The following is a 24,990-nucleotide window of genomic DNA, read 5'->3' on the forward strand; positions in this document are numbered from 1 at the left end:
TACGGAGTTCTATTTGCCGGGGTGGTGACTTACATCATTGAAGCCGTACTTTGCACACATTTGGCGCAGCGAGTAAGCTTAAGCCTGTAACCTACAGCAAGAAGGCTTGCGACCTTACACTTAGGCTATACGTTTGACACAAATTCTCAGGTGTGTGTTTTGCCCGAAAACAACTCGGCGGACCTGCCTAGAAAGTGGACGGCGATCCCAATAACCACCCCCCAGAAGGCCGAACCGATTCCGAACAGGGTCACACCAGATGCCGTGAACAGGAACGTCAGCAGCCCCGCCTGAGCATCTTCAGACGCAAGCATCGCACCGGTGAATTTCAGGATAGGTTGTAAGAGCGCGAGACCAGCCAGCAGGGCAATAAGCGCCGTCGGCAAAAGCACCAGTACTTCAACGATGGTCCCGGCGAAAACGCCGCCAAGGCAGAAGAAAACGCCACAGGCGATGCCGGCGACATAACGGCGGTCGGGGTCTTCATGGCTATCCGATCCCGCACAGAAGGCTGCGGTGATCGAGGCCAGAGCGGTTGTTATTCCGCCCAAGAGCGCGGCCAAGACAGAGACAAGGCCGCCAACAATGAGGATCGGATTTGCCGAAATCCGGAAGCCATTGGCCCTTAGGATCGCCATCCCCGGAAGGTATTGTCCGCTCAGTGTTGTGATGAGCAAAGGCAATGCCAGGCTCAGCATGGCCCCCATTGAAAAGACCGGTCCGCTGACTTCGAGGGACGCGAAAACCACGCCCACGGTTCCAACCGATGCATCGTAGAAGACGGCGCTGATCAACAGTGCCGAGGCCAGCAGGACAAGCATGGAATAACGGGGAAAGAGCATCGCGCAGACGGCGAAGACGACGATCAGCAGCGCAATTGCGGCAGGATCAGTTGCCAATCCTCCGGCGGCCTTTAGGCCGAATCCGAAGAGTATGCCAGCCATCATTCCATTGGTCACCGAAGGCGGGAGGAGTTGTACAAGCCGTTCGAAGACGCCGGAAAAGCCGATGAGCACCAGAATCGCTGCCACAGCGACATAGGCACCGACCATCTCGGCGGGTGACAAGGATGTCCCGAGAGAAATCAGAAGGACCGTGCCAGGGGCCGACCATGCCATCGCGACCGGAACACGGAACCACAGGCTGAGCCCGATGCTCGACAGCCCAGCTGCCACGGAAATTGCGAAGACCCAGGACGAAAACCCTCCTTCGAGGTGCCCACCGATTCCGCAGCGCTCAGATAGATCAGAAGCGGACCGGCGTAGGACACAAGGACTGCAAGAAAACCGGCCCCGATTGCGGAGCCGGAATGTCATTCAGGCGTAGCCCGTGATATCTAGATGCTTCAGACAATCGTTGCCTCGGTCGCCTTGATGATATCGTCGCGGGAGACAGCATCGGCGCATTCGACGATGTGCAGGCCCTTGTGGGTCACGTCCAGAACACCGAGGTTGGTGATGATCCTGTCGACCACGCCTTTGCCAGTCAACGGCAACGTACACTCCTTCAAGAGCTTGCTGTCACCATGCTTGTTGGTGTGATCCATCACCACCACAACACGGCCAACACCGGCAACGAGGTCCATCGCACCGCCCATACCCTTCACGAGCTTTCTCGGGATCATCCAGTTTGCGAGGTCACCCTTCTCGGAAACTTCCATTGCACCCAAGACTGCCGCGGCGATCTTGCCGCCGCGGATCATTCCGAAGGACATGGCGCTGTCGAAGTACGAGGTTCGGTTCAGCTCGGTGATCGTCTGCTTGCCGGCATTGATCAGGTCCGGGTCCTCTTCGCCCTCGAACGGGAACGGACCCATGCCGAGCATGCCGTTTTCCGACTGCAGCGTGATATCCTTGTCGCCGACGTAGTTGGCGACAAGCGTCGGGATGCCGATCCCGAGGTTCACATACATGCCGTCTTCGAGTTCCTGTGCGGCACGTGCCGCCATCCGGTTGCGATCCCAGGGCATTATGCTTCCTCCCGCTTGCGTGTTGCCCCTTCGGACCGCGCTCGCGTTGTGCGCTGTTCAATCCGCTTTTCGTGTTCGCCCTGTATCAGGCGGTGCACGTAGATCCCCGGCAGATGGATATGGTCGGGGTTGATCGAACCGCGCGGCACGATTTCCTCGACCTCGGCTACGCAGACCTTGCCGCACATGGCGGCGGGCGGATTGAAGTTGCGCGCGGTCTTCCGGAAAATCAGGTTGCCTGTGTCATCGGCTTTCCACGCCTTGACGATCGACAGGTCGGCAAAAATGCCCTCTTCGAGGATGTACTCTTTGCCGTTGAACTCTTTGACTTCCTTGCCTTCGGCGATCTGGGTGCCAACACCTGTCTGGGTGTAGAATCCGGGGATGCCTGCCCCGCCAGCGCGCATGCGCTCGGCCAACGTGCCTTGCGGGTTAAATTCCAGCTCCAGTTCTCCGCTCAGATACTGGCGCATGAACTCGGCATTCTCGCCGACGTAGGACGACATCATCTTCTTGATCTGGCGGGTGGCCAAGAGCTTGCCGAGGCCGAAGTCATCGACGCCCGCATTGTTCGAAGCGACGGTCAGGTCCTTCACGCCGCTTGCCATAATGGCGTCGATCAAAAGTTCCGGAATGCCACAGAGGCCAAAGCCTCCGGCCGCGACCAACATCCCGTCATGCAGGAGGCCATCCAGAGCCTCGGCGGCTGTTTTGTATACCTTGTTCATGATGCGCGTCCTTTTGAGGCATTCGCAGACAAGCGCAGTCCAAGAATGCGGCGCGCCTCTTGCCACGTTGCCACCGAGCGATCGTTTCTTTCACAAATCTCAACAGCCCGGCGCACCAAGGCTGCGTTGCTGGGAGCGAGCGTGTCGCGATCAAGTCGAACGTTGTCTTCCAGACCGGTGCGGGCATGACCCCCCGCAGCGATAGCCCATTCGTTCAGTTTGAGCTGGTTGGCACCAATGCCCGCGGCGCACCATGGAGCGTCTTCACCGAAGAGGCGGCGCACGGTGTGGATGTAGTAGTCGAACACATCACGATCGACCGGCATCGCGTTTTTCACGCCCATCACGAACTGGATGTAAGGCGTGCCCACAAGCTGACCTTTGTCAGCCATGTCCTTGGCTTTCAGGATATGGCTCAGGTCGAAGGCTTCGATCTCCGGTTTGACGCTGTAGGTCAGCATTTCGCTGGCCAGCCAGTCCACCAGATCAGGCGGGTTTTCGTAAACACGTGTCGGGAAATTGTTCGATCCGACGGACAGCGAGGCCATGTCGGGCGAAAGCGGCAACATCCCGCCACGCGTCTGACCCGCGCCTGATCGCCCTCCGGTCGAGAACTGGATGATCATGCCGGGGCAGTGTTTCTCGATCCCTTCTTTCAGCGCGGCGAACTTCTCAGGGTCTGAAGACGGAGATTCATCATCGTTGCGCACATGGGCGTGCACGATGGTGGCCCCGGCCTCAAAAGCCTCGTGTGTGGAATCTACTTGTTCCGACACACTGATCGGGACAGCCGGATTGTTGGCTTTTGTGGGCAGGCTGCCCGTGATCGCCACACAGATAATGCAGGGATTGGTCATGGGTGTACTTCTCCGTTGGATGCGACCGGACGGGTGCCAGCATGTGCGGGTTCAGGTTTCAGAAAGGAACGGTCGAAAAGTGCCGGACGCTTGCGCAATGCCTCGGTGGCCTTTCGCTCGTCATCGGTGAAGAACATCCAGTCTGCGTCGGCTTTTTCATGTTTCTTGCATCCGGGACACGGGGTTTTCGCGTTCGTGCACATGACTCCTCCTCCTGCGCAGGGGTTATCGGTCAGGTAGTTTTCGCCGCCGGGCTTGGCATCTTTTCCAGTGCGTCCACGAAGAACGGGCGGAAGCCCTCAGGGTGTTCGCTCATCGGAAAGTGGCCCAGTTCATCCATGACGGCCAAAGTGGCGCCAGGAATGGCGTTGGCGGTTCGCTCGGCATCCTCGGGCGTGCAGGTCAAATCATAGGCGCCTACGATGATGTGCACCGGCGTCTTTGCAGTATCGATCGTTGGCAAGCGCGGGATCAGGCTGTCATCCTTGGTGTAAAAGCTCAGATCGCCGCGGAAAACGCCCGGACCGCTTTGCATGAACATCCAAAGCGTGTTCCAGCGTTCGGAGTTGGGCGCAAAGGGTGAGATGTTGGCGGATACGAGAGCAGCACCCATCTCGCCGCCATGGGCATCGGGTCTGTGGAACCAGTCGATGTCGTACCAGGCAGGCTGAAAATCCGACGCTTCGATCGCAATGAAGCCGCTAAATTTTTCCGGGTGAAGCGCCGCGATTTGGAGGGCAATGCGCCCGCCCATCGAGCAGCCAGCAAGGACTGGGCGATCAAGGCCCAGACAGTCGACGACGGCCAGAACGGTTTCGATGTAGGCTTCTGTCGTCAGGAGGTATTCCTGTGTCTCGAAGCCTTCTGGCGGCAGCGATTTGCCGTGCCACGGCATGTCGAAGGCGATCAGGCGGTACGATGCGGTGATCTCGGCGTCATTCATCAGGTGACGCCACTGGCGGGTATCGGCGCCTGCGGTGTGCAGGCAGATGACCGGACGCCCTTGCCCCGCCTCTTCGAAATAGATACGGCGCGGGGCACCGCTCATGGTGGCAGTTACATAGCGACCGGTGATCGGTTCGATGCTCATGCTACCAACTCCTCTTTTGCACGGGCGAGAGTCAGCACTTCCTTGAAGAAGCGCAGGTTTTTGACGAGGTTCAGAATGTCGCCATCGACCCGACCGCGACCGATCTTCACCAGTCCAAAGATGTCATGGAAGCCGGGTTCGGGGCGCGCTTGCCAGAATTTGGTAAGAGCCTCGGAGTCGGTCCGCAATGCAAAGCGCCAAGGCGTCTTGCGGCTTGGGCCCTCTACGACCGATACGATGTGCCCCTTGTCGAAAGTCAGGTAAAATTCGTCACCGCCCACCTCGATGAGCACGGTTTCGGAAAACAGCCGGCCGAGGCGCAGCAAATGCGGCGTTACCTCAAGGCGTGTTTGTATGTGCGTGAAGGTGTCGATCACCTTGGCCTCCCATGCGTTAATAAGTTGAGCAAAAGCTGCCACGATCGCGAACCCGTCGGCCATACCGGCAAGGGTATGGGTCAATACTCTACCTTGAGGTCTTTGGAAAAACACCGGTTCACAGGACTCGGGTTACCGTCGGTATCAAGCAATACCGTTGTGGGCATTGGGGAAATCTGCGGACTCGGCAAAGTCTGTATTGCGACGAGAGGCAGTCAAGCAACTCGTAACCGGATCTACAGATTGCCAGGAGGAGGAACTACCCATGGGCATCGTCAACCAACACAACATCACCGACGTCGTGATCGCGAGCCTCGGTAAGCATGGAGACATCACCGACCGCCAGCGCGAACTCGCGACTGGCCTGGTCAAACACCTGCACGCATTCATCAAGGACGTGAAACTGCAGCATAACGAATTCCTGTTCGTCTGCGACTACCTCGCCCGCGCTGGTAAGCTCTGCAATGACAACCGGCAGGAGTTCATCCTTCTGGGCGACATCCTTGGCGTCGAGGTTCTGGTCGACATGATGACCAATCCCGTCGAAGGCAACGAAAGCGAATCCACCGTTCTGGGCCCGTTCTACCGCGAGAACCCGCCGGTTCTGCCCAAGGGCGGTTCGACAATCCAGAAGCACTTTGACAACGAAGAAACCGCGTACTTCGAGGGCTACATCAAGGATGAAAACGGCAACGGCATCGCCGGTGTGACGCTCGACGTCTGGGAAGACGCGCCGAACGGCGTCTACGAAAATCTCGACCCCGACCAGCCCGAATACAACCTGCGCGGACGGTTCGAGACCGATGAAAACGGCCATTACGCTTTTGTCGCCGTGCGCCCCGTCCCCTACCCGATCCCGGACGATGAAACCGCCGGTGAGCTGCTGCGCTTCATGGGCCACCACCCGAACCGCCCGGGCCACATGCACTTCATCATCTCGAAGGATGGCTACCGTCCGCTGATCAGCCAAATCTACGACGCCGACAGCGCATGGCTCGAAGAGGACAGCGTCTTTGCGGTCAAGGAAAGCCTGATCGGCAAGTTCAAACCGGCTGCCGCCGACCTGGGCACCGACCTGCACTTCGAGTTCGATTTCGTCCTCAAGACGGCCGCCAACGGAAAGGCGACCGCCGCCGAGTAATCCCCGATACCTCCCTGAAGACTGGCCCCCGCAAGACGGGGGCCTTTTTTTTTTCGTTTAGAGGTATAGAATATCGTAAGTTCTTGGGAGGACGGCGAAAATGAATTTCAAACAGCTGACCTATTTCATTGCAGTGGCAGAGGAGCTGCATTTCGGGCGCGCCGCAGAACGCCTCGATATGGCGCAACCCCCGCTCAGCCGTCAGATCAAGCAGCTCGAGGAAGACCTCGGCGCAATCCTGTTCAACAGGGGCCGGAGCACGATCACCCTGACACAAGCAGGTGAGCGGTTGCTGAAGCGCGGCAAGACAATCCTCGCAGAGCTTGAAGACACGCAACTGGAAGTGCGTCGGCTGGGACAAGGGGCGGAAGGACGACTCAGGATTGGGTTCGTCGGCTCTGCCACATACGGAATTCTGCCAAACATCATCAGATCGTATCGGGCGAATTACCCGGACGTGAACCTAAGTCTGATCCCGATGAACAACGCCGAACTGCACCGGTCCCTGGTGTCACGGGAACTGGACGTTGTATTTGCGCGCCCAACCCTGAAGGATCCCGAGTTCCTGTCAAAGCATTTGGTTGAAGAAAAGCTGATCCTCGCCTTACCTGACATCGTCGATACGGGAACTCGGACAGTGGCCAAGCTCGAACGGCTGATGACCCACCATTTGATCCTCTATCCCGAACGCCCCAGGCCCAGCTATGCCGACATGGTTCTCAAGGCGGTTGAGGATGCGGGATTCGAGGCGCCCCTGCGCATCTGGTGTATGGATCTGCAAACCGCCCTCAGTCTTGTTGCGGTCGGTGAAGGCGTGTGCATTGTCCCAGAATCCGTCGCCAATGCGCCGCGCAAGGGTATGAAGTTTCTCAATATCGAACCCGAGATCGCGCGAACTGAACTCTCGGTCAATTACCGCCTCGATGAACAGGGCGTTCACGTCAAGAATTTCGTTAACATCGCGCAGAAAGTCGCGCGAAAGAGCCCTGTCAAAAAGGGGTGAAGGTGCAAAGCGCGTTGGCCCTGCACGCAGATTTCACACGCCCAGCCAAGTGTGCTGTGCGTCTTCATCGGCCTTGATCGCCTCGGCATCTCCCGTCCAGACGATCTGCCCTTTGCTGACGACGACCACATCGTCGGCAAGCGACGTGGCAAAACCGAAGTTCTGCTCAACGATGATCATCGACAGGCCCGCCGCTTTCAGCTCTTGCAGCTTGTCGTGGATCAGTTTGACGATGATCGGGGCCAGGCCCTCGGTCGGTTCATCAAGGATCAGCAGCTTTGGGTTCATCAGCAGTCCCCGCGCGATGGCCAGCATCTGCTGCTCGCCGCCCGAAAGCTGCGTGCCGCCGTTGTCCATGCGCTCTCCTAGTCGCGGAAACAGGTCCAACACCCGCTCCATCGTCCATTCAGGGTTCGACCCGCCAAACCGCTTGGCCGCGATTTCGAGGTTCTCACGCACACTGAGCGACGGAAAGATATCGCGCGTCTCTGGCACATAGGCGATCCCGCTCTTGGCGATGTCAAATGGTTGCCCCGCGATCGGCTTACCACCCCACAGGATTTCGCCGGACTTCAGCGGCAAAAGGCCCATGATCGTTTTCAGTGTCGTGGACTTGCCGGCGCCGTTTCGCCCGAGGATGGCCAAAACCCGGCCCGTCTGCGCTTGAAGCGACAGGCCGTAAAGGACCTGCGTTTCGCCGTACCCGGATTCGATTGCGTTCAGTTCAAGCATCTTCCCAGCTCCCCAGATAGATTTCCTTGAGCAGGCTCGACCCGCGTGCCTCTTCGGGCAGACCATCAAAGACCACTTCGCCGTAGTTCAGCACCGTGATCGTGTTGGCCACGTCAAACGCAAGGTCCATGTCATGCTCGATGATCAGCATGGTCAGGTCGCGGGGCAGGCCCGCCAGCAGGTCGTGAAAGCCTTTCGACATTTCCGGCCCGACGCCGCTGGTCGGTTCGTCCATCAGCAGAACCAGCGGCCGCGTGGCCAGCGCCACACCGACTTCAAGCTGGCGACGCACGCCATAGCTGATCTCGGACACTTTCGCGTGGATGAAAGGCATCAGGTTCACCTGGCTTGCCACCTCCTCCACGATCTCACGGACTTCGGGTTTTGCCAGGCTGTCCGACCAAAGCTGCGTCGCATTGCCGGTGTGGACTGCCGCCGCAAGCCCAAGGTTTTCCTCGACCGTCAGACCATCGAACAACGTGTTCTTCTGGTAGCTCCGCGAAAGCCCACGACGGGCGCGTTTGGCAACGGGAAGTGCTGTGACATCTTCACCGGCGAGATGCACCGATCCGCTGTCTGGGGTCAGCTCGCCGACAAGCTGGTTGAAGAGCGTCGTCTTGCCCGCCCCGTTCGGCCCCAAGATCACCCGGCGCTCGCCACGTTCCAGCTTTAGCGACACATCGCGCGTGACGTGAACGGCGCCAAAACTTTTGTCCAGATTACGTGTCTCAAGCATCGGTCAACACCTCCTCAGGCTCCTGTTTGCGGGTCGCATCGGCGAGACGGCGGTCGAATACGCCGCCCCAGCGGGCCTCGATCCAGCCGAAGATGCCATTGGCGCGGCTCATCACGACGGCGATCAGGATGACACCGACAACGAGGTGCCAATAGGTCGTGACCGAGCTCAGTTCATGTTTCAGGACAACAAAGGCGGCTGCTCCGATCACCGGTCCGACAAGCGTTCCAAGACCACCAAGGATCACCACAACCAGTGCTTCGCCCGAGACCGTCCAGCTGAGCAGACCCGGGGAGATGTACATGATGTGTTGTGCGGCTAGCGCACCGGCGAGGCCTGCGATCATGCCGGACAGTCCGAACACATCGGCCTTTACACGCCAGACCGTCAGGCCAAGCGCGCGCATCCGCTGCTCATTGTGCATGACACCGGTGAGCGAGCGGCCAAGACCGGATCGGAGGATCAGTACAGAAGCACCGTAGACCGCCCCGAGAGTGGCCAGACAGAAGAGAGCAAAGCTGCGACTGTTGTTCAGATCGACGCCAATCAAGCTCAAGTCCAGCCGGGATATGCCGCCCAACCCATCGTCGCCGCCAAAGAGCGGCGCCTCGAATACGTAGGAATAGGCCAATTGCCCGAAAGCGAGTGTCGCCATGATGAAATAGATACCATGGCTGCGCGACCCGATGGCGCCGATGACCCAGGCAGCCGCGCCGGTCAGCGCGATACTGCCCGCCATGGCAACGGGCAGTGCGATCCCCGCCTTGGTCGACAGGACTGCGTAGGCATAGGCCCCGACCCCCATCAGAGCGCCATGGCAGAGCGAGACCATGCCACCGAAGCCCGCAACGATGTCGAGCGCCAGAACCAGCATGGCAAGGATCAGGATCTCTGTCAGGATCTCCAGACCGAAATATTCAGCCGTGAAAGCCTGAAAGAGGGCACCGGCTGCGAGCAGGACCAGAGCGGTGTAACGAAGAGTGTTGTGGCGAAACATCGTCTTATCCTTTCGCTGGAAAGAGGCCCTCTGGCTTGATCACAAGGACCGCAGCCAAAAGCGCGTAGATGAGAACAGAGGCCAGTTGCGGGGCCAGAACCGCACCGAAAGTCTGCACAAAGCCATAGATCAGTGATCCGGCGATGGCGCCCTTGAGGGAGCCGAGACCACCGATCACGATCACGATCAGAGTCGGGATCAGGATCTGCAGACCCATGTCGGGCGTCACACTGAGAAGCGGTGCCGCGACGGCCCCGGCCAGGCCCGCAAGGGCACAGCCCAGACAGAAGACGATGAAGAACAGCCGTTCCACATTGATGCCCAGACAGGCCGCCATGGCATCGTTATCGACACCGGCACGGATCATTGCGCCGATCTGGGTGTGGCTGAGCACGAAGGCCAGTGCGCCGAAGATGGCGAGACCCAGAACGATGATGAACAACCGGTAGGTCGGATACTCGACACCAAGGAAGGTCAGACGACCGCCAAGCAGCGTGGGTACGTCGATGGCGAGAGCCAGATCTCCCCAGAAGATGCGAGTCAGATCGAGCAGGACAAAGATCAGCCCGAAGGTGACGAGAACCTGTGCCATGGGCCCCGATTTCCGCATGCGCTTTATGAGGCCGGAATAGAGGAGGATCCCCACCCCGGCGACCGCCACGGGCGCCAGAAAGAACCCCATCCAGTAGCCGCCCACGGCAGCCAGCGAGGCAGCGAAATACGCGCCAAGAGCATAAAGCGAGCCATGCGCGAGGTTCACGAAGTGCATCAGCCCGAAGATGACCGTCAGGCCGATGGAAAGAAGAAACAGAAGCATGGACAATTGCAGGGCGTTGAGCGCCTGAAGGGTCCAGAATCCAAGATCATGTGCCATGAGCTAAGTCCTCCTCGGACGTTATGTCCCGGCCGCAGGCGAGCGGCCGGGACAGATTGGTCAGTTGGAGTCGGGTGCCATCTCGCAGCCATTGGTCGCGTCGGCTTCCGCGGGAAGCTGAGCTAGGACCTTCTGCGTCAGCCCACCTTCACCAGCGACGGTTTCGTAGACATAGACGGGCTGGATGATGTTGTTGGTTGCGGGGTCGATGGAGAGCTGACCGCGCGGCCCCTCAAAGCTGACCTGGCGCAGGGCAGTCGCCAAAGATGCACGGTCATTTGCGCCGGTTTTTGTTGCCTCAATCAGCGCGCGAGCCGCATCGTAACCTTGGACGGCGAATTCCGACGGCGCGCGGCCGGTTTCCTCGGTGAACGCGGCCACGAAAGCGGCGTTCGCCTCGCTGTTGATGGTCGGCGCGTAGTGAAGCGCTGTGATGACGCCTTCGGCAGCCTCGCCCTGTGCGTTCACATAAAGCGGCGAGGTCAGGAAGCCCGAGCCATAAAGGGGAAGGTCAGCTTTCAGGCCAAAGCTGTCATATTGCTTGACGAAGGAAATCGCCTCGCCGCCTGCATAGAAAACGTAGACCGCATCCGCACCGCTGGCCTTGGCCTGGGCGAGATAGGGACCGAAGTCCTGCGTCTTTTGGAACGGCGTGAATTCCTGCCCGACGATCTCGCCGCCTGCGGCGGTGAAGGTCTCGGTGAAGGCGTCGATCATCTGGCGACCGGCAGCATAGTCAGGCGCAAGCGTGAACACCTTCTTCACACCCTGCTCGGCCATCCAGGTGCCCATCGGACGGTTGATCTGGCCGTTGGAAAACGACATCCGCGTGATGTAGGGTGAACAAGACCCGCCAGTCGCTGCATCATTGCCGGCATTAGCAACGATCAGTGGCACACCTGCGCCATGCACCATGTCACGCACCGCACCCAGAACACCGGAACTGACGATCCCGACCATGACATCGACCTGGTCCTGTAGGATCAGTTTCTTGGCTTTGCCAAGTGCGACAGGCGGCTTCACCTCGGTGTCTTCACGGGCGATCTCAAAGGTTGCACCAGTCTCGGAACCGAACTGTTGCAGACCGAGGTTGAACCCGGTCTCAATTTCATTTCCGAGCGACGCATATACACCCGAGAACGGGAGCAGAAGGCCCACCTTGATCTCTTCTTCTGCCACAGCAGGCACAGCGAAGCTGGTGGCGAACCCAAGGGCCGCCAGGATTGCGCGTTTCATTTTGTATCTCCTCCAGTTGGTTAACGACCCCTCCTCAGGGCCTAGCCTAAGTCGCCCCCACCCACCGGGACTGTGACACCGGTGATGTATGAGGCTTCGTCCGACGCCAGAAACAGGATGGGACCTGCCTGCTCGTCGAGCGTTCCATATCTTTTCATGAACGAGGACTGGATCGTCTGGTCGACGATGGTCTGGTACCAGTCTTCGCGTTGTTCTTCTTCGGCATTGGGGTTGCGCGGTACGACCCGCGGCGGGGCTTCGGTTCCGCCCGGTGCGGTTGCAACGACGCGGATCCCGCGTTCGGCAACTTCCCAAGACAGGCTAGCCGTGAGCGCGTTCACGCCGCCCTTCGCTGCTGCGTAGGGCACGCGGTTCAGTCCGCGGGTCGCAATGGAAGACACATTGACGATGGTGCCCTTACCTTGCGGTAGCATCCGTTCAATGGCGGCGCGGCAGCAGTAGAGTGTCGGGAACAGCGAACGGCGCACTTCTGCGTCGATCTGCTTGGGCTCGTAATGCTCAAACGGTTTGGCCCAGATCGTGCCACCGACGTTGTTGATCAGGATGTCGATGCGGCCCCAGAGATCCACGGCCTTGCCGATGGCCTTGTCGCAGCCACTCCACGTCTCGAGGTTAACCGAGATCGCCTCGACCTCGCCCCCCGCTTCGCGGATCGCCGCGACGACGTCTTTGCGTGCGGGCGAGCGGTCCACGATCAGAACCCGTGCGCCTTCGCTTGCCGCTCGTTCGGCGACGCGGCGGCCGATACCTTGTGCCGCGCCGGTGACGACCATCACCTTGTTGTCGAAACGGCCTGTCATGCCGCTTCGGCCTTCTCTTCGGTGGGGTTGAATTTCTCGTAGTAGAAATTCGTGGGCTCGACGCCCAGTTTCCCGAAATGCGCGCGCACGGCATCGACCATAGGCGGCGGGCCGCACAGGTAGACGTCGCAATCGCCGCCCGACAGGTCATCGCCGCTGAGGTGATCGGTCACGAACCCCTTGCGCTCATGCGCGTCTTCTTCGGCGGCCAGAATGGTGATCACGGTGACGTTGCCGATCTTTTCAGCAAGCGCGCTAACGCGATCCAGTTCCACGAGGTCAGCGGCGCGCGTCACGGCATAGTAGAGCGTGATCGGGTGCTCTGCTCCCTGCTCAGCCACTTGTTCCAGCATGGAGAGGAACGGCGCCAGACCGGTGCCACCGGCGAGCCAAACCTGCGTGCGCTCGATTGGCCGCAGGTAAAAGGCACCCATCGGACCGGTTGCAGTCAGAGCGTCGCCGGGCTTCGCCTGCTCGCCAAGATAGGTGCTCATGACACCGCCGGGCAGGTTGCGGATCAGGAATGTTGCTTCCTGCGCACCCGGTGCGGACGAAAAGGAATAGGACCGGTGTTTGTCCGTACCGGGGACTGTCAGGTTCACATACTGGCCCGGCAGGAAGTTGATTGGCTTGGCCAGATTCACCCGCAGACCGAAGGATGTCTCGGAAAGTTTGTCAACGCCCTGCACTTCGGCTTCCACTGCCTCGGGCGCGGTCTTGCAGATGGCGGATGAGGCCGGAACCCGCACAACGCAGTCGCTTTCTGGGGTCATCTGGCAGGTGAGCGCGTAGCCTTCTTCGGCCTCCTCGTCGCTCATCGACTCGTCCATGTAGAATTCCAGCTCGTACTCGCCCTTCTCGACAAAGCACTTGCAGGTGCCGCAGACGCCATCGCGGCAGTCCATCGGCAAGTTGATCTTCTGACGGAAGGCCGCATCGGTTACCTTCTCGTCGTCATCGCACTGGATGACGCGTGTGACGCCATCTTCGAAATTCAGGGCAACGTTGTAGGTCGTCATGGCATGCTCCTCCCTTATCCGCGCACCCAGACGTAGATGCGCGGAGGTCTTCAGGCTCCCGGAGTAACGGGGATCAGGTGTGATAGACGTCGATCACGTGGTGGATGTGATCGTTCTTCAGGACGACCTTCTTATCGGTGATCAGCGGCTTCGGCCCGCTGGTGTCGATCGAGTAGAACGACGTGCCCCAGTGGGTATCGGTCTCGGCGTAGCGGTAGCTCAGCGTTTGCCAGTTGAAGCGCAGCTTGATTTCGCTACCTTCGCGGCTCAGCACTTCGATACCCGACAGATAGTGGTTCGTGCGCGGCTCCGGCAGCGAGGTCGCCGACGACCGGTCGGTCTTGATCCGGAATACGCGGTCCTCGATGCCCTGCTTGTTGGGGTAGTACATCAAGGACATCTCGTTCTGCGGATCCTCCGTCAGCGTGTCGAAGTCATCCCATGCGGGCATCCAGAACGGACAGTCCTTGTGGTAGAATGTCAGCCAGGTGTCCCAGTCGCGATCGTCCAGAGCGCGGGCCTCCGCGAAGAGAAAGGCCTGGATGTCTTCGAAGCTCATCACATCGGTTGCAGGGCGTTCAAGAGTCGCAGTTGTCATGTTCTTTCCTCCTCACTCGGCTGCGACCGACGCCTGAGGCGCGGTTTCGCGTTCCTTGGCGATGGCGTCTCCCATCCGCTCGGACCAGTTGCTGTGCTGGATGACGAAGAGCCCTTCGTCCTCAGTGCGCGCACCGGACATAACCGGGTTGATGCCAAGGGCCTTGGCGTCTTCATCGGGACCTTCGATCCATTGGGTTGCTCCGCGGGTCAGGTCGTTCCACTTGGCGTGTGCCGCACCGGCATAGCCGCGCTGTGTGGCCCGGAATTCTTCGGTATCATCCGGCGTCGCCATGCCAGAGGCATTGAAGAAGTCCTCGTACTGGCGGATGCGTCGGGTGCGTGCTTCCTGGCTCTCGCCCTTCGGCGCGATGCAGTAGATCGTGACCTCGGTCTTGTCGACCGAGACGGGCCGGAAGACGCGGATCTGGCTGGAGAACTGGTCCATCAGGAAGACGTTTGGATAGAGGCAGAGGTTGCGCAGCACTCCCACCATCCATTCGGCCTTGGTCTTGCCGTACTTCTCCGTCCATTCCTCCAGACGCGGATAGCCGGGGCGGTTGGTCGGGTCGGCCCATTCCGTCCAGAGCAGGATGTGACCATTCTCGTAGGCGTGGAAGCCACCGCGCTGCTTCGCCCATTTGGACGCGTCGGTTGCCTTGATGTTGTCTTCTTTGCCGTCATCGGTACGGTGCGCCGTCGTGGCCACGTAGTTCCAGTGCACGGCCGAGACGTGGTAACCGTCAGCGCCGTTTTCGGCCTGCAGCTTCCAGTTGCCGTCATAGGTGTAGGTGGACGAACCGCGCAGCACCTCGAGACCTTCGTCAGCCTGATCGACGATCATGTCGACCATCTTGCGTGCTTCGCCGAGGTACTCCTCCAGCGGCTTCACATCGGCATTGAGGGAGCCGAACAGGAAGCCACGGTAGTTTTCGAAGCGGGCAACTTTGGTCAGGTCATGGGAGCCGTCCTTGTTGAACTGCTCAGGATAACCTGCACCCTTGGGATCCTTGACCTTCAGGAGCTTGCCAGTGTTGGAGAATGTCCAGCCGTGGAACGGACAGGTGAAGGTTTTCTGGTTGCGGCGCTTGAAGCGGCAGAGCTGCGCACCACGGTGCGAACAGGCGTTGACCAGCGCGTGCAGCTCGCCGTCTTTATCGCGGGTGATGACGACAGGCGTGCGGCCCATGGTCAGAGTAAAGTAGTCGCCCGGGTTCGGGATCTGGCTTTCATGCGCCATGTAAATCCAGTTGCCTTCGAAGATGTGCTTGATCTCAAGCTCGAACAGCTCTTCGTCGGTGAAAATATCTCGGCGGCAGCGGAACACGCCATTTTCCGGGTCGTCCTGAATGGCGCCGTCGAGCCGTGCTTCGAATGCGTCGAGATTGGATTGGGTGAACATCTGTGATCCTCCTCCAGACTGCCTCAGCATGGATGCATCGGCTGGTTTGTTGTTCGTGTCGCGGGACTATTCACCCGCGACGGCTTTCATGCTCCGCCGACCATCTCGGCGGAAGAAATCGATCTTGTCGGGGTCGAGCGTCGCGCCAATGCCCGGGCCGTGTGGAATTTCGACGCAGAAATCTCTGTAGACGATCGGATTTGCGAGAATGTCCTCGGTCAGCAGCAGCGGGCCGAACAGCTCGGTGCCCCACGCCAAGTCATCAACGGTAGAGAACAACTGCAATGCCGCAACGGTGCTCAGGCCGGTTTCGAGCATGGTGCCACCGTAAAGGCCAAGGCCCGCAGCCTGCCCAATGGCTATGACTTCTGAGGCGCGCTTGAGCCCGCCGGATTGCCCGATCTTTACGGCGAAGACGTCCGCAGCTTGTGCCGTTACCACTTCGAGAGCATCCTCAGGCCCGTTAAGCGCCTCATCAGCCATCACGGCGATTTCGTAGCTACGCGTCAGTTCTGCCATTGCCCGGCGATAACGCGCGGGGACAGGTTGCTCGACAAGTTCGCAGCCCGCCTCTTGCAGCCCCCTCAGACCCCAACGTGCATCCTGCAACGACCAAGCCGTGTTGATGTCAACGCGCACGCTGGCTGCATCACCAACCGCCTCTTTGATGCGGGCGACATGGGCCACGTCATCACGGACCGCTCGCTTGCCGATCTTCAGTTTGAAGACGTTGTGGCGGCGGGTTTCGATCATCTGCTGGGCTTCGGCGATGTCGGTCTCGGAATTGCCGGAGGCCAGCGTCCAGGCGACCGGTAGACGTTCGTGAACGGCCCCACCAAAAAGTTGCGACACCGGCACGCCCAAGCGCTTGCCCAGCCCGTCCCACAGAGCTATCTCGACAGCTGTCTTGGCGATCCGGTTACCTTTCACCAACTTGTCGATGAGCTGTATTGCACCATTCACATCGTCGCTGTTGCGACCAAGCAGGCCGGGCGCGATATAAGTCTCGATCGCCGACTGGATGCCTTCAGGGCTTTCCGGTCCGTAGCTCAGCCCGCCAATCGTCGTGCCTTCGCCGATGCCTTCGGAGCCGTCCGAGAACTTGACCCTGACCAGCACCGCAGTTTGCGTACGCATCGTGGCCATCGAAAGCACGTGACCGCGAATGGTGGGAATGTCGAGGATCAGGGTCTCGATCTGGTCAATCTTGGTCACTGGGGCTCACCACATCTGCAGGTTTCTAATGGATGCAGATTGCCCGCCCGAGCCGGATTCTGTCGATGATTGGGAGGGTCTTGGATAATACCCTGGCGAGATGGGACAGTAAAAACCGAGCGAAGGTCAGACCCGGTTTCAGGCCGCTCTTCGCCGTCAATTGAAAAACAGCTATTTAGATTTTCTGGAAACAGGTCTCACCGAGAAACCTTCCGCAGCACGTGAAATTCTAGTTGGCATTTTTGCTAGAACGCAGGTGGCACAAGGTAAGTAGCTCCACAACAACTGCAATGCTGGCTGAAAAAGTTGAACGAATGCAAGAGTTACGCAGCGAGCAGCAGTCATCACTCACCCTCCCAACAACTCCTCGATGAAATCCTCCTGCCGATCGAGCGCCGCCTCCCATTCCTTCGGCACCGCCGCGTCCCGCTCCAGCGTCTCTAGCTCGGGGCTACCACGCCCGACCTCCATCGTCCTCACGCTCATCGCGCGTGCTTCCCGGCGTTGCGAACGATCCCGGAAAGGCGCGCGTTCGGCTGGCTTCACCGAGTCCTCTTCGCCGACCTCGTCACCACCGTCCGCACCCCAAGGCCCCACACCCTGCACGCTTGGGGGATAGGGGAACGGCTTGCCCTCCTGGCGGGCCAGCATGCCCTTGAAGAACGGATCGTCGTAATACTTGATCCGGCTCGCCTTGATCGGATGCTGGGGCGAGGCAAGGATGATGACCTCGTCGGGATCCATAAGGCGCGCTTCGGTCTCGGAAAGCAGCGGCCGCTCTTCCAGCCGCGCTGAGGTCGAGGTCGCGCCGAGGAAACCCTTGTTGCGACCATACATCCGGGTCACCGCCTCGCGGGTCGTGCTTCCGACGGCGGCCGAGACTTCCTTCACCGTGCGTTGATCCCGCGGCGTGATGTAGAGCTTAAGCCCTGCCCCGTTCTCGAGGCTTTCGCGGCCTTCGGGTCCGTAAATCCGGTCGAGCGACGCCAACGACTGCGCAATCATCGCAACCCGGCCGCCGTAGCTCGCAAGCGAATGGATCGCGCGCTCGAGATAGGGCATCGCGCCCATCTGCTGGAATTCGTCGATCATCATCATGACGGGCCACGGCTCATCCGGACCCGGTTCATTCAGGCGGATCGAGGCAATGAGATCGGCGAACATCAGGCGCAGGAGCGGGGCCAGCGTCGCGATGTGATCCTCGGACACCGCGATGTAGAGCGACTGCGGGGTCTTGCGGAAAGTCGAGAAATCAAAATCACTCGCCTCGGTGGCCGAGCGGACCGCCGGGTTGTCCCATTGCTTGAGACCGGCGGTCATCAGCGCCTGGATGTTCGAGGTCAACAGCCGCGTCGAGGCCGAGGCGGCGTTGGTCCAGAGCTCGCGCAAGATGTCTTCCTCGGCCTCGTCGGCATAGGTCTTGTACTGGGCGTTCTTGTATTCCCCTCCTGCGACGATCTTGTTGACCTCGCCAAGGTTCGGCGTGCCGCGTTGGATCGCCAGCAAACAGGCCGCGACAAAGATAGACTTGCCGGCCTCGGAGAAGGTGTCGAGCGTCTTGTTGTCCTTGTCGAGGAAGAGGTCGGCGAGGATCGAGACCTCGGTATAGCGCTGCGCGAATGTCGGGGCCTTGGCGATCCGGGCGAGCGGGTTGTAGCGATGCGTGGCATTGGCCCAGTCAAAGGGGCTGAAGCGATAGACCTCATCGCCCTTCAGCGCCCGGAGCCGCGCGGTCTTTTCGAAGTTCTCGCCCTTCACGTCGAGCACCACCACCGAGCCCGCAAAGCTCAAAAGGTTCGGGATCACGAAACCCACCCCCTTACCGGCACGGGTCGGGGCCACCATCATCACATGAGGGATGGTGGTCGAGGAGATGAACTCGGCCTTGGAGGTCGGGAGCCCAAGCTTGCCGCAGACGAAGCCCTTGCCCGGCGCCTGCAGCATGTCGTTCTTCTTCAGTTCGGCTTTAGTCTGCCAATGGGCGGAACCGTAATCGTCGCGCTCCTTCTTCCAGGTCCAAGCCAGCGCGAGTGCGCCGAGGCCGATGGCTCCGAAGCCGACGGCGCCAAACCCCACCTTGAAAGCTTCGGGATGTGCCGCGCGTGTGCCCGCGCTCGCCTTCCAGAGCGCCAACATGTCGAAACTCTGAAACCCGGTTTTCAGGGCCAAGGTCAGGTAGAAGGCGGCGACGATGGTGCCGATGACGGCGCCGCAGATCACACCGAAGAGGAGCGCGGCCCAGAGGGGAAGTGTCTTGGTCATGGTGGTCATCTCCCCCTTAGAATTCCATCTCGTCATCGAGACCACGATCCAGTTCTCTGGCACGGCCAAGGTCGCGCCCCATTTCCTGCGCCTCCTGCTGGCCGCGCAGCCGCGCCACTTCGTTCGCCTTGTCCTGCTGCAACCCGGCGGCGCGATCGGTTAAGACCTGGTCGCCCGTTTCCTCAAACGTCATCTCGAGGAATTCCTGCGTGACGGTGATCTGGTCGAGCTTGCTCGGCAGGGCCGCATCCAGCACCTCGTAGTTGCCGCGGCGAAGTTCGGCCAAGCCTTCTTCGCCCAGTTCCTTGAAGAGCTCGGATTGCAGGGTCCGCTCGACCGTCTCTTCCTGTTCCTCGGTGAGCTTGCCGTCGCGCAGCATGTCGGCGAGGTCCTGCAGGTAGGGATTGGGCGTCCGGTCATCCTCGTCGATGAGGGGCAACGTCGTCTCCTCCTCATCGGCAAGGGTGCGACCGATCTCGACGCCCATCTCCTTTGCGCGTTCCATCAACGCGTCCATCACGCCGTCGACCTTCTCGAGCGCGGCATCCAGTTGGTCATCATTGGCCGTCTCGACGCTGAGACCGTCCTTGGCCAGCACCGCATTCATGTCGCGCTCAACCCAGTCCTGCGCCATACCGTAGTTCCGCGTGCCGCCGGCCATGATCCGGGCCACCAGCTCCTCGCTGTCCATGCCTGCCTCTTCGGCACTCTCGAGCACATCGCGCAACCCCTCGTCATTGCCGGACTGCAGCGCGCCGATCAGCACCACGCTGCCCGCCCCCGGGGGATAGGGTTCTTCAAGCTGCTTGCCGAAGCGCGCCCGTAGCTCCGGGTCGGGCACCATCTGCGAGAGATCCGCGATGATCGGCGCGGCCTTGGCCTCGAATGCGGCGCACTCGGCCGGGTCCAGTTCCTCGGCCTTGAGCCTGAGCGCCTCGATCGTGCGCTCGGAATAGTCGATCGCATCACCGACGGTCTTGATGTCCTTCATGTCTATCTCTCCTTCGGTGAAGTTCCACGGCGTGCCGGAACCGAGCCCCTCCGCCATGCCGCGCAGGGCGCGGGCCATGTGGCGCTGGTCCATCCGGTCCAGCAGGTCAGCGAGGTTCTTGTAATCCTTGGCGAAGCCCACCACCTGCGCCTGCGCCATGGCGGTTTCCTGGGCCGTCAGGGCGATCTCGCGCGGCAGGCGAGCCTCTTCCTTGGCGCGGTAGATCTCCTCGATACCCGCAGGCTTCTCGAAGATGCCCCGCTCGAGCCGGGTGGTGGCGTCAAGCATCACGCTATAGCGTTCTGCGATTTCGGCCTGCTTCTCGCGCATCAGCTGCGGCGACATCACGCCCTCGGCCCAGCAGGAAAACCAGGTGCCGTTTTCGACGCCGCGGTTGTTCAGGATGATGTGGGCGTGCTTGTGCGCTCGGTCGTCATGGACCGCGAGGACATAGTCCCACTGATCGCCGTATTCGCCGCTCTCGAAAAAATGATCCGTCCAGTCCATGGCGATGTCACGGACCTGATCAACCGTCACGTCGGTCGGGAAGGACAGCAGCATGTGCGAGGTGAACCCGAGCTTGGTCGAGCCGCGCCAGGTCCCGGCCCAGTCCTCAACGATGTCTTCTTTCTGCGCCTCAGAAAGCACCGCCGCGTCGGTCAGCGCATTGGTCATCGTCGAATAGGTGTAGACCGCCTTGTCGTTGATATAGGAGATCTGCGCCCCAAGCGAAGCACGCGTCTTGCACCCCCCGGCCCGGATCCGTTTGAACACCGCCGCCCGGCTCTGACCCGACGCCACCTTCAGCGCATTGCGCGCCGACAGGGATCCGACACGCGCGAAACTCCGCCCCTGCCGACGCCCTGCCAGCCGCGCGTCGATCCGTGCCGCGGCCTGACCCCGGATGCGCTCATCCTCCCAGAGCCGGCCCATGACCGAGGTGTAGAGGGCGAGGGGATCAGCCATTACGAACCAACTTCAAACGACTTCCGATCGCATGGGAGCTGTCCTCCAGAACCGCGCTCTCCGCCTCCTGCCCTTCTTCCTTTTGCGGCCACTCCTGATGACGCAGCGCCTGCGCCGCATCCTTCATCCGGCCCATCTCACGGCTCATGGACTGCGCCAGATCGAACAATTCGATCAGCACCGCGCGATCCGCCTCCGAGACCTCGAGCCGACCGCGATGGACCGCCTTGGCGAGCGCCAATCCCGCGTCGCTCACATCCTTCGCCTGACGCCATGCCGCGCAGAATTCCGCGACCAGATCACGGGGTACATCGAGGAAACCGCACCGTCCGCGCAGCACTGCATTGAGAGCCTGCGACCGGTTGGAAAAACCCCGCGCGCGCCACTCCGCATCGAAGGCGTCCAGCTCGGATCGGCTGGCCCGGAATGCCACTGTCTCGCTCGGATCGCGCACCGTGATCCCCTCGCCCGCCTCCTCTTTCGCGAGCCGGTTCACGTGGCGCGCAGAGATGCCGAACGCCGCCGCCAGCTCCTTCGCGCTCTCGCCCGTCGCAAAGCGCCGCGCCACTTCGATGCGCTCTTCAAGCTTCAGGTTTTTCGCTGGCCTCGGCACGGGTCAGACCCCTCGGACAAAATGTGCAAACATTGGCCATATCCTGCCAACGTCTTCCTTCTCTCCTTTGTTCATACTTCAATACATCACATTGCGCAATATTGCATTTTGCATGTTGTGACTTTTTGCTGGCCGGTGCTGGCACATCTCGATCAACGGAGTGATACGACGTCGGACCACTCAACACGCTTCAAACCAACACCAGCCGGGGAACAGTGAGCCCTTCTGTTTCGCCAGGACGCCGCCAAAATTTCGTTCAGTTTTGTTCGCGTGGGATCATGATCGAAACCAAAAAATGGCCGCCCTGAAATGGGCGACCTCGTCTTCTGGATGCTACGCGACGCGCGACCGTCAGGCGGCAGTACCTTCATGATCCGTCAGAACCATGTTCTCCGTGATACCCACAAAGAGCGGTGTGATCTGGTACTCGCCGTCCGCGATTTCTGGCGGCGTCACGGCAACGATCGCAACCGCAGGTGCTCCGTCGAGGAAACAGGAAAACAGTGCGAAATTGTCGTGTTCTCCCGAGGTCAGCGCCTCAAAGGCGCTGATGTGTTCGGGACGAATATTGGTGCTCATGCGATGATCCCTCCAGCTTCACGAGCGCGCTCGGCATAGGTGCTGAGTGGCGCGTCAGCTTCGAAGTGGAGGTCGCGCTCGATGGGCAGCCCGAGACGGCCACGATGCGCCTTGAGAACGCTGAGCCGAACGGAACCCAGTTCGGGATAACCAAGGCCGAGGTCGCAAAGCCCGAAAGAGATATCCGCGTCTTCGGGGTCGGTTTCACTCAGGAGCCAGGTGGCGCCGCCGTCGGGCGTGAAGAGCTTGACCACCGGATGATGGTCGATAGTGTCTTCACCGGCTTCGATGCGCTCTTGATTGGCGCGGCCATTGGCGGCCAGCTGATCGAGGATGGATTGAGGCAGAAGTTCCATTTGTCTGTCCTTCGTATGAGATGTCGGTGAGATTTGGCGGGAGGGGCGCGAGGCCCCTCCCTGGCCGGGTCACTCGGTGACCTGGCCGTCGTCGCTGTCGGCCTTGGGCTCGAAGAGGACGAGTTCGCCATTCACCGGGGTTGCGAAGAGCTGGATGGTCATGAAGGACTTTGCGCCTTCGTTCTGCGGGAAGGCGACACCCACCTTGTGGAAGCGGCTCTTGCCATCCTTGCCGGTGTCGGGGGTGGTGACGGTGTAGTACTTGGTCATATCGGTTCTCCTTCGTTTTCGATGCAAACGAGAGACCGTGACCGCCCGGACCGGCTGTCAGGCTGAACTTTGCTGCGCGAGGAATGGGCGCGAAGCGCACAGGGGAAAGTTCTGCTTGAAGGGGGTGGCTGAAGGCCGCGCCCGGCAGATGGGACAGGTCGCGGAAATTGCATCAGGAAGAAAACGACAGGGGAACTGAGATGGCCGGGCTGCGTGCCGATCACGCCAGACCGCAGGAGGACTGGCTACGTCCACGATGGATGACGTCTGAACTTAGATGAACCTGCCACCATCGGAATGACATCTCGCCGCACAACCTGATATGGCGAGGCATGATCAAGCTTCGACCCATTGCCGATGACGATCCCGTCCTGGACCAGTCCCGGCTGCTGCGGGCCTTGGAACTCGCCTTCGCCTATGCCGACACACACGGCGGGATCGGACTGACACAGACCAAGGCGTTCAACCGGAAGTTCGCGCATTGGATGGCGGAGAACTCGCCCTGGCCGGACTACAAGGCAGAGGAGTTGCTGCGATTGAACAAGGTCCTCAATGAGTGGGATGTCGCGCCGGCCATGGTCGTGCATGATCTCATGATCGTCATGAAGCTGGGTCGGCACGTGAAGGGCAAGTTCCAAGGCTCAAAGAAAGCCAGAGCGCTGGCCTCAAATCGTGGATCCTTCTTCGCAGACCTCGCCGAGACCTACATCTTCCGCTACAATCACGCCCGCACCGCGCGTTCCGAATTTACAGCGCCGGGCAACTGGGACATCTTCCTCAACATCATCAACGTCGAGGCGGAACAGGGCCTATCCGAGCCGCATCTGGTGAAGACGCTCTACGGATTGGAACGGCAAGGGGTCTATGACCGGGAATACTACGACCACGCGAGGTTTCTATTCACCCACGTCTTGCGGCCCTTGAGCTGGATCGGGTTTCTGGCGGAGGCCCCCGGCAGCGACAGGCGCTCCGACAAGACCTATTGGAAGACGCCGCTTTGGCGCGCCTGTCTCCAACTCAGCACCGATGACATGGTGGAGGCGCCGTCGCGGCACTGAAGGCGCGCCTTGAGGATTTCCACCACTTCGGCGCTAGAGTGAGAGGCCGCCTATGCGGCGACCTCGTCCGTGTTTGGCTGCAACCCATGCAGGTAGTCGACGGCTTTCTGAGCGTGAGCAGCCGCCTGGAAGATGAACCGCTTGTCGTTGCGAAGACCGGTCAGCCAATGCGCAATATAGGCGGCGTGTTCATCGCGCGGTTCCGGTGACAACCCGAGGTCAGCGGCCAGAAAAGCGGCACCAAGCTCAGCGACGAGCTCCTCCTGGGCATAACCTTCGTCGCCCCAGCGTTTGCGGCCGAAGCTGCGATCTAGGCGCTTGGGGTGGCGAGTCCAATGGCAAACCTCGTGGCCGAGGGTTGAGTAATACGCCTCCGGGGATTCAAACGTCTCGAAGGGCGGCATCTGCACGTAGTCGGGATCGACCGCATAGAAGGCCTGGCTGCCACCATAGCGAATATCGGCCTCGGTCGCTGCGAAGAACGCTTCCGCGATGGCATTGCGCTCGGCGGTCTCGGGCATCGGCTCAGCCACCTCGTAGTAGGTCTCAGGCAGTCCCTCGATCTGATCGACGTTGAAAACCGTATAGCCCTTCATGAAGGGAATCTCGACCTCACGATCCTGGCCCGCATCATCAGTCTCGGTTTTGCGCATCTTGTCAGCATAGATGACAAGCTGACCCTTGGACCCTTTGCGGACTTGCCCGCCGAGTTCGAGTGCCTGACGATAAGTCATCCAGGTGGGTGCGGCATAGCCATGGGCGACAGATGCGGCCCAGAGCAGGATGATGTTGAGGCCCCGGTAGGCGACGCCGTTGTGGCGCAGGGGCCGGGAAATGCGACCGGCGAGGTGTTCGGCATTCCAGGGTTTGTGCCAGGGTCGAGTGCCAGCCTCGAGATCGGCAATGATCTTCTCGGTGATGCGGGTGTAGATATCGGGCTTTGCCATGTGATCCTCCATTTTCTCGTCCCCGTGCGGGACGCGGGAGGAAATGGCGGACGCAATAAGCCACCCGGGCATGGTCAACACGGGAGCGTCAGCGAATGGAGCGGGCAGACCATTGCGCGGGCGGCGGCGTCTGCCATACCCGCGATCCCCTTGC

26 protein-coding genes are annotated in these 24,990 nt (G+C 60.3%); 3 read left to right on the forward strand and 23 right to left on the reverse strand.

Annotated features, from left to right (window positions below):
• Positions 1-146: 146 nt before the first annotated feature.
• The 6 genes from OO25_RS07430 to OO25_RS07460 all read right to left on the reverse strand — a co-directional run bounded on the left by OO25_RS07430 (position 147) and on the right by OO25_RS07460 (position 5,021).
• A complete protein-coding gene (locus OO25_RS07430; RefSeq protein ID WP_197540507.1) occupies positions 147-1,175 on the reverse strand; it encodes a benzoate/H(+) symporter BenE family transporter in 1,029 nt (342 codons plus the stop codon).
• 170 nt (positions 1,176-1,345) lie between these two features.
• Positions 1,346-1,969 (reverse strand): 3-oxoacid CoA-transferase subunit B, encoded by a 624-nt coding sequence (locus tag OO25_RS07435; protein ID WP_040179337.1) that lies wholly within the window; start codon positions 1,967-1,969, stop codon positions 1,346-1,348.
• Positions 1,969-2,697, reverse strand: coding sequence for a CoA transferase subunit A (locus OO25_RS07440; RefSeq protein WP_040179339.1), 729 nt, complete (start codon positions 2,695-2,697; stop codon positions 1,969-1,971). The genes OO25_RS07435 and OO25_RS07440 overlap by 1 nt, the downstream gene beginning before the upstream one ends.
• Entirely contained in the window at positions 2,694-3,554 is an 861-nt protein-coding gene (locus OO25_RS07445; protein WP_040179341.1) for a 3-keto-5-aminohexanoate cleavage protein, read from the reverse strand. The genes OO25_RS07440 and OO25_RS07445 overlap by 4 nt, the downstream gene beginning before the upstream one ends.
• A gap of 232 nt (positions 3,555-3,786) precedes the next feature.
• Positions 3,787-4,644: an alpha/beta fold hydrolase gene (locus OO25_RS07455; RefSeq protein WP_040179345.1), complete on the reverse strand. Its 858-nt coding sequence runs from the start codon at positions 4,642-4,644 to the stop codon at positions 3,787-3,789.
• A complete protein-coding gene (locus tag OO25_RS07460) occupies positions 4,641-5,021 on the reverse strand; it encodes a hypothetical protein (RefSeq protein ID WP_040179435.1) in 381 nt (126 codons plus the stop codon). Before OO25_RS07460 ends, OO25_RS07455 begins: the two co-directional genes overlap by 4 nt.
• A 265-nt stretch (positions 5,022-5,286) precedes the next feature.
• Between OO25_RS07460 and OO25_RS07465 the strand changes: the two genes are divergently transcribed.
• A complete protein-coding gene (locus OO25_RS07465; RefSeq protein ID WP_040179347.1) occupies positions 5,287-6,162 on the forward strand; it encodes a dioxygenase in 876 nt (291 codons plus the stop codon).
• Between the two features lie 100 nt (positions 6,163-6,262).
• Positions 6,263-7,165 carry a LysR family transcriptional regulator gene (locus OO25_RS07470; RefSeq protein ID WP_040179349.1) on the forward strand — a complete coding sequence of 301 codons (903 nt, stop codon included), beginning with the start codon at positions 6,263-6,265 and terminating at the stop codon, positions 7,163-7,165.
• A 33-nt stretch (positions 7,166-7,198) separates the two neighbouring features.
• Here the strand turns inward: OO25_RS07470 and OO25_RS07475 are convergent, their stop codons facing one another.
• The 16 genes from OO25_RS07475 to OO25_RS07550 all read right to left on the reverse strand — a co-directional run bounded on the left by OO25_RS07475 (position 7,199) and on the right by OO25_RS07550 (position 22,831).
• On the reverse strand, positions 7,199-7,897 hold the full coding sequence (locus OO25_RS07475) for an ABC transporter ATP-binding protein (protein ID WP_040179352.1): 699 nt from the start codon (positions 7,895-7,897) through the stop codon (positions 7,199-7,201).
• Positions 7,890-8,633, reverse strand: a complete 744-nt coding sequence (locus tag OO25_RS07480) for an ABC transporter ATP-binding protein (protein ID WP_040179354.1) — start codon at positions 8,631-8,633, stop codon at positions 7,890-7,892. The genes OO25_RS07475 and OO25_RS07480 overlap by 8 nt, the downstream gene beginning before the upstream one ends.
• Positions 8,626-9,630, reverse strand: a complete 1,005-nt coding sequence (locus OO25_RS07485; protein WP_040179355.1) for a branched-chain amino acid ABC transporter permease — start codon at positions 9,628-9,630, stop codon at positions 8,626-8,628. The genes OO25_RS07480 and OO25_RS07485 overlap by 8 nt, the downstream gene beginning before the upstream one ends.
• 4 nt (positions 9,631-9,634) lie before the next feature.
• Positions 9,635-10,504: a branched-chain amino acid ABC transporter permease gene (locus OO25_RS07490; RefSeq protein ID WP_040179356.1), complete on the reverse strand. Its 870-nt coding sequence runs from the start codon at positions 10,502-10,504 to the stop codon at positions 9,635-9,637.
• 60 nt (positions 10,505-10,564) lie between these two features.
• Positions 10,565-11,740 carry an ABC transporter substrate-binding protein gene (locus OO25_RS07495; RefSeq protein WP_040179358.1) on the reverse strand — a complete coding sequence of 392 codons (1,176 nt, stop codon included), beginning with the start codon at positions 11,738-11,740 and terminating at the stop codon, positions 10,565-10,567.
• Between the two features lie 41 nt (positions 11,741-11,781).
• Positions 11,782-12,561, reverse strand: a complete 780-nt coding sequence (gene benD / locus OO25_RS07500; protein WP_040179360.1) for a benzoate diol dehydrogenase BenD — start codon at positions 12,559-12,561, stop codon at positions 11,782-11,784.
• A complete protein-coding gene (benC, locus tag OO25_RS07505) occupies positions 12,558-13,580 on the reverse strand; it encodes a benzoate 1,2-dioxygenase electron transfer component BenC (RefSeq protein ID WP_040179361.1) in 1,023 nt (340 codons plus the stop codon). Before benC ends, benD begins: the two co-directional genes overlap by 4 nt.
• Positions 13,581-13,653: 73 nt before the next feature.
• A complete protein-coding gene (gene benB / locus OO25_RS07510; protein WP_040179363.1) occupies positions 13,654-14,178 on the reverse strand; it encodes a benzoate 1,2-dioxygenase small subunit in 525 nt (174 codons plus the stop codon).
• A gap of 12 nt (positions 14,179-14,190) precedes the next feature.
• Entirely contained in the window at positions 14,191-15,579 is a 1,389-nt protein-coding gene (benA, locus tag OO25_RS07515; RefSeq protein ID WP_040179364.1) for a benzoate 1,2-dioxygenase large subunit, read from the reverse strand.
• 66 nt (positions 15,580-15,645) lie between these two features.
• Positions 15,646-16,794, reverse strand: coding sequence for a muconate/chloromuconate family cycloisomerase (locus OO25_RS07520; protein ID WP_040179366.1), 1,149 nt, complete (start codon positions 16,792-16,794; stop codon positions 15,646-15,648).
• Positions 16,795-17,142: 348 nt separating this feature from the next.
• On the reverse strand, positions 17,143-19,056 hold the full coding sequence (locus OO25_RS07525; protein WP_040179438.1) for a type IV secretory system conjugative DNA transfer family protein: 1,914 nt from the start codon (positions 19,054-19,056) through the stop codon (positions 17,143-17,145).
• A gap of 16 nt (positions 19,057-19,072) precedes the next feature.
• Positions 19,073-21,013 (reverse strand): relaxase/mobilization nuclease domain-containing protein, encoded by a 1,941-nt coding sequence (locus OO25_RS07530; RefSeq protein WP_040179368.1) that lies wholly within the window; start codon positions 21,011-21,013, stop codon positions 19,073-19,075.
• Complete coding sequence (locus OO25_RS07535; protein ID WP_040179369.1) at positions 21,006-21,626, reverse strand: helix-turn-helix domain-containing protein; 621 nt, start codon at positions 21,624-21,626, stop codon at positions 21,006-21,008. The genes OO25_RS07530 and OO25_RS07535 overlap by 8 nt, the downstream gene beginning before the upstream one ends.
• A 351-nt stretch (positions 21,627-21,977) precedes the next feature.
• Entirely contained in the window at positions 21,978-22,205 is a 228-nt protein-coding gene (locus OO25_RS07540; protein WP_040179371.1) for a hypothetical protein, read from the reverse strand.
• Complete coding sequence (locus OO25_RS07545) at positions 22,202-22,561, reverse strand: DUF2958 domain-containing protein (protein WP_040179373.1); 360 nt, start codon at positions 22,559-22,561, stop codon at positions 22,202-22,204. The genes OO25_RS07540 and OO25_RS07545 overlap by 4 nt, the downstream gene beginning before the upstream one ends.
• Before the next feature lie 69 nt (positions 22,562-22,630).
• Positions 22,631-22,831: a hypothetical protein gene (locus OO25_RS07550; protein ID WP_040179376.1), complete on the reverse strand. Its 201-nt coding sequence runs from the start codon at positions 22,829-22,831 to the stop codon at positions 22,631-22,633.
• A gap of 332 nt (positions 22,832-23,163) precedes the next feature.
• Here OO25_RS07550 and OO25_RS07555 point away from each other — a divergent pair, with 332 nt between their 5' ends.
• The gene (locus OO25_RS07555) at positions 23,164-23,889 is read left to right on the forward strand and encodes a hypothetical protein (protein ID WP_040179378.1); all 726 of its coding nucleotides are present in this window, start codon (positions 23,164-23,166) and stop codon (positions 23,887-23,889) included.
• Positions 23,890-23,939: 50 nt separating this feature from the next.
• On the opposite strand, the gene OO25_RS07560 is transcribed toward OO25_RS07555, so the two are convergent.
• Complete coding sequence (locus OO25_RS07560; RefSeq protein ID WP_040179439.1) at positions 23,940-24,836, reverse strand: ArdC family protein; 897 nt, start codon at positions 24,834-24,836, stop codon at positions 23,940-23,942.
• Between the last annotated feature and the right edge of the window lie 154 nt (positions 24,837-24,990).

The sequence above is a fragment of the Phaeobacter sp. S60 genome (genome assembly GCF_000826845.1).
Classification (GTDB): Bacteria; Pseudomonadota; Alphaproteobacteria; order Rhodobacterales; family Rhodobacteraceae; genus Phaeobacter; species Phaeobacter piscinae.

Excerpts from the sequence above, each read along its gene's own strand:
- OO25_RS07485 (WP_040179355.1), bottom strand. The coding sequence starts at position 9,630 with ATGTTTCGCCACAACACTCTTCGTTACACCGCTCTGGTCCTGCTCGCA.
- OO25_RS07545 (WP_040179373.1), bottom strand. The coding sequence starts at position 22,561 with ATGGAACTTCTGCCTCAATCCATCCTCGATCAGCTGGCCGCCAATGGC.
- OO25_RS07475 (WP_040179352.1), bottom strand. The coding sequence starts at position 7,897 with ATGCTTGAACTGAACGCAATCGAATCCGGGTACGGCGAAACGCAGGTC.
- OO25_RS07440 (WP_040179339.1), bottom strand. The coding sequence starts at position 2,697 with ATGAACAAGGTATACAAAACAGCCGCCGAGGCTCTGGATGGCCTCCTG.
- OO25_RS07490 (WP_040179356.1), bottom strand. The coding sequence starts at position 10,504 with ATGGCACATGATCTTGGATTCTGGACCCTTCAGGCGCTCAACGCCCTG.
- OO25_RS07560 (WP_040179439.1), bottom strand. The coding sequence starts at position 24,836 with ATGGCAAAGCCCGATATCTACACCCGCATCACCGAGAAGATCATTGCC.
- benD (WP_040179360.1), bottom strand. The coding sequence starts at position 12,561 with ATGACAGGCCGTTTCGACAACAAGGTGATGGTCGTCACCGGCGCGGCA.
- benC (WP_040179361.1), bottom strand. The coding sequence starts at position 13,580 with ATGACGACCTACAACGTTGCCCTGAATTTCGAAGATGGCGTCACACGC.
- OO25_RS07480 (WP_040179354.1), bottom strand. The coding sequence starts at position 8,633 with ATGCTTGAGACACGTAATCTGGACAAAAGTTTTGGCGCCGTTCACGTC.
- OO25_RS07530 (WP_040179368.1), bottom strand. The coding sequence starts at position 21,013 with ATGGCTGATCCCCTCGCCCTCTACACCTCGGTCATGGGCCGGCTCTGG.
- OO25_RS07445 (WP_040179341.1), bottom strand. The coding sequence starts at position 3,554 with ATGACCAATCCCTGCATTATCTGTGTGGCGATCACGGGCAGCCTGCCC.
- OO25_RS07495 (WP_040179358.1), bottom strand. The coding sequence starts at position 11,740 with ATGAAACGCGCAATCCTGGCGGCCCTTGGGTTCGCCACCAGCTTCGCT.
- OO25_RS07540 (WP_040179371.1), bottom strand. The coding sequence starts at position 22,205 with ATGAGCACCAATATTCGTCCCGAACACATCAGCGCCTTTGAGGCGCTG.
- OO25_RS07555 (WP_040179378.1), top strand. The coding sequence starts at position 23,164 with ATGATCAAGCTTCGACCCATTGCCGATGACGATCCCGTCCTGGACCAG.
- OO25_RS07455 (WP_040179345.1), bottom strand. The coding sequence starts at position 4,644 with ATGAGCATCGAACCGATCACCGGTCGCTATGTAACTGCCACCATGAGC.
- benB (WP_040179363.1), bottom strand. The coding sequence starts at position 14,178 with ATGACAACTGCGACTCTTGAACGCCCTGCAACCGATGTGATGAGCTTC.
- OO25_RS07470 (WP_040179349.1), top strand. The coding sequence starts at position 6,263 with ATGAATTTCAAACAGCTGACCTATTTCATTGCAGTGGCAGAGGAGCTG.
- OO25_RS07550 (WP_040179376.1), bottom strand. The coding sequence starts at position 22,831 with ATGACCAAGTACTACACCGTCACCACCCCCGACACCGGCAAGGATGGC.
- benA (WP_040179364.1), bottom strand. The coding sequence starts at position 15,579 with ATGTTCACCCAATCCAATCTCGACGCATTCGAAGCACGGCTCGACGGC.
- OO25_RS07465 (WP_040179347.1), top strand. The coding sequence starts at position 5,287 with ATGGGCATCGTCAACCAACACAACATCACCGACGTCGTGATCGCGAGC.
- OO25_RS07525 (WP_040179438.1), bottom strand. The coding sequence starts at position 19,056 with ATGACCAAGACACTTCCCCTCTGGGCCGCGCTCCTCTTCGGTGTGATC.
- OO25_RS07435 (WP_040179337.1), bottom strand. The coding sequence starts at position 1,969 with ATGCCCTGGGATCGCAACCGGATGGCGGCACGTGCCGCACAGGAACTC.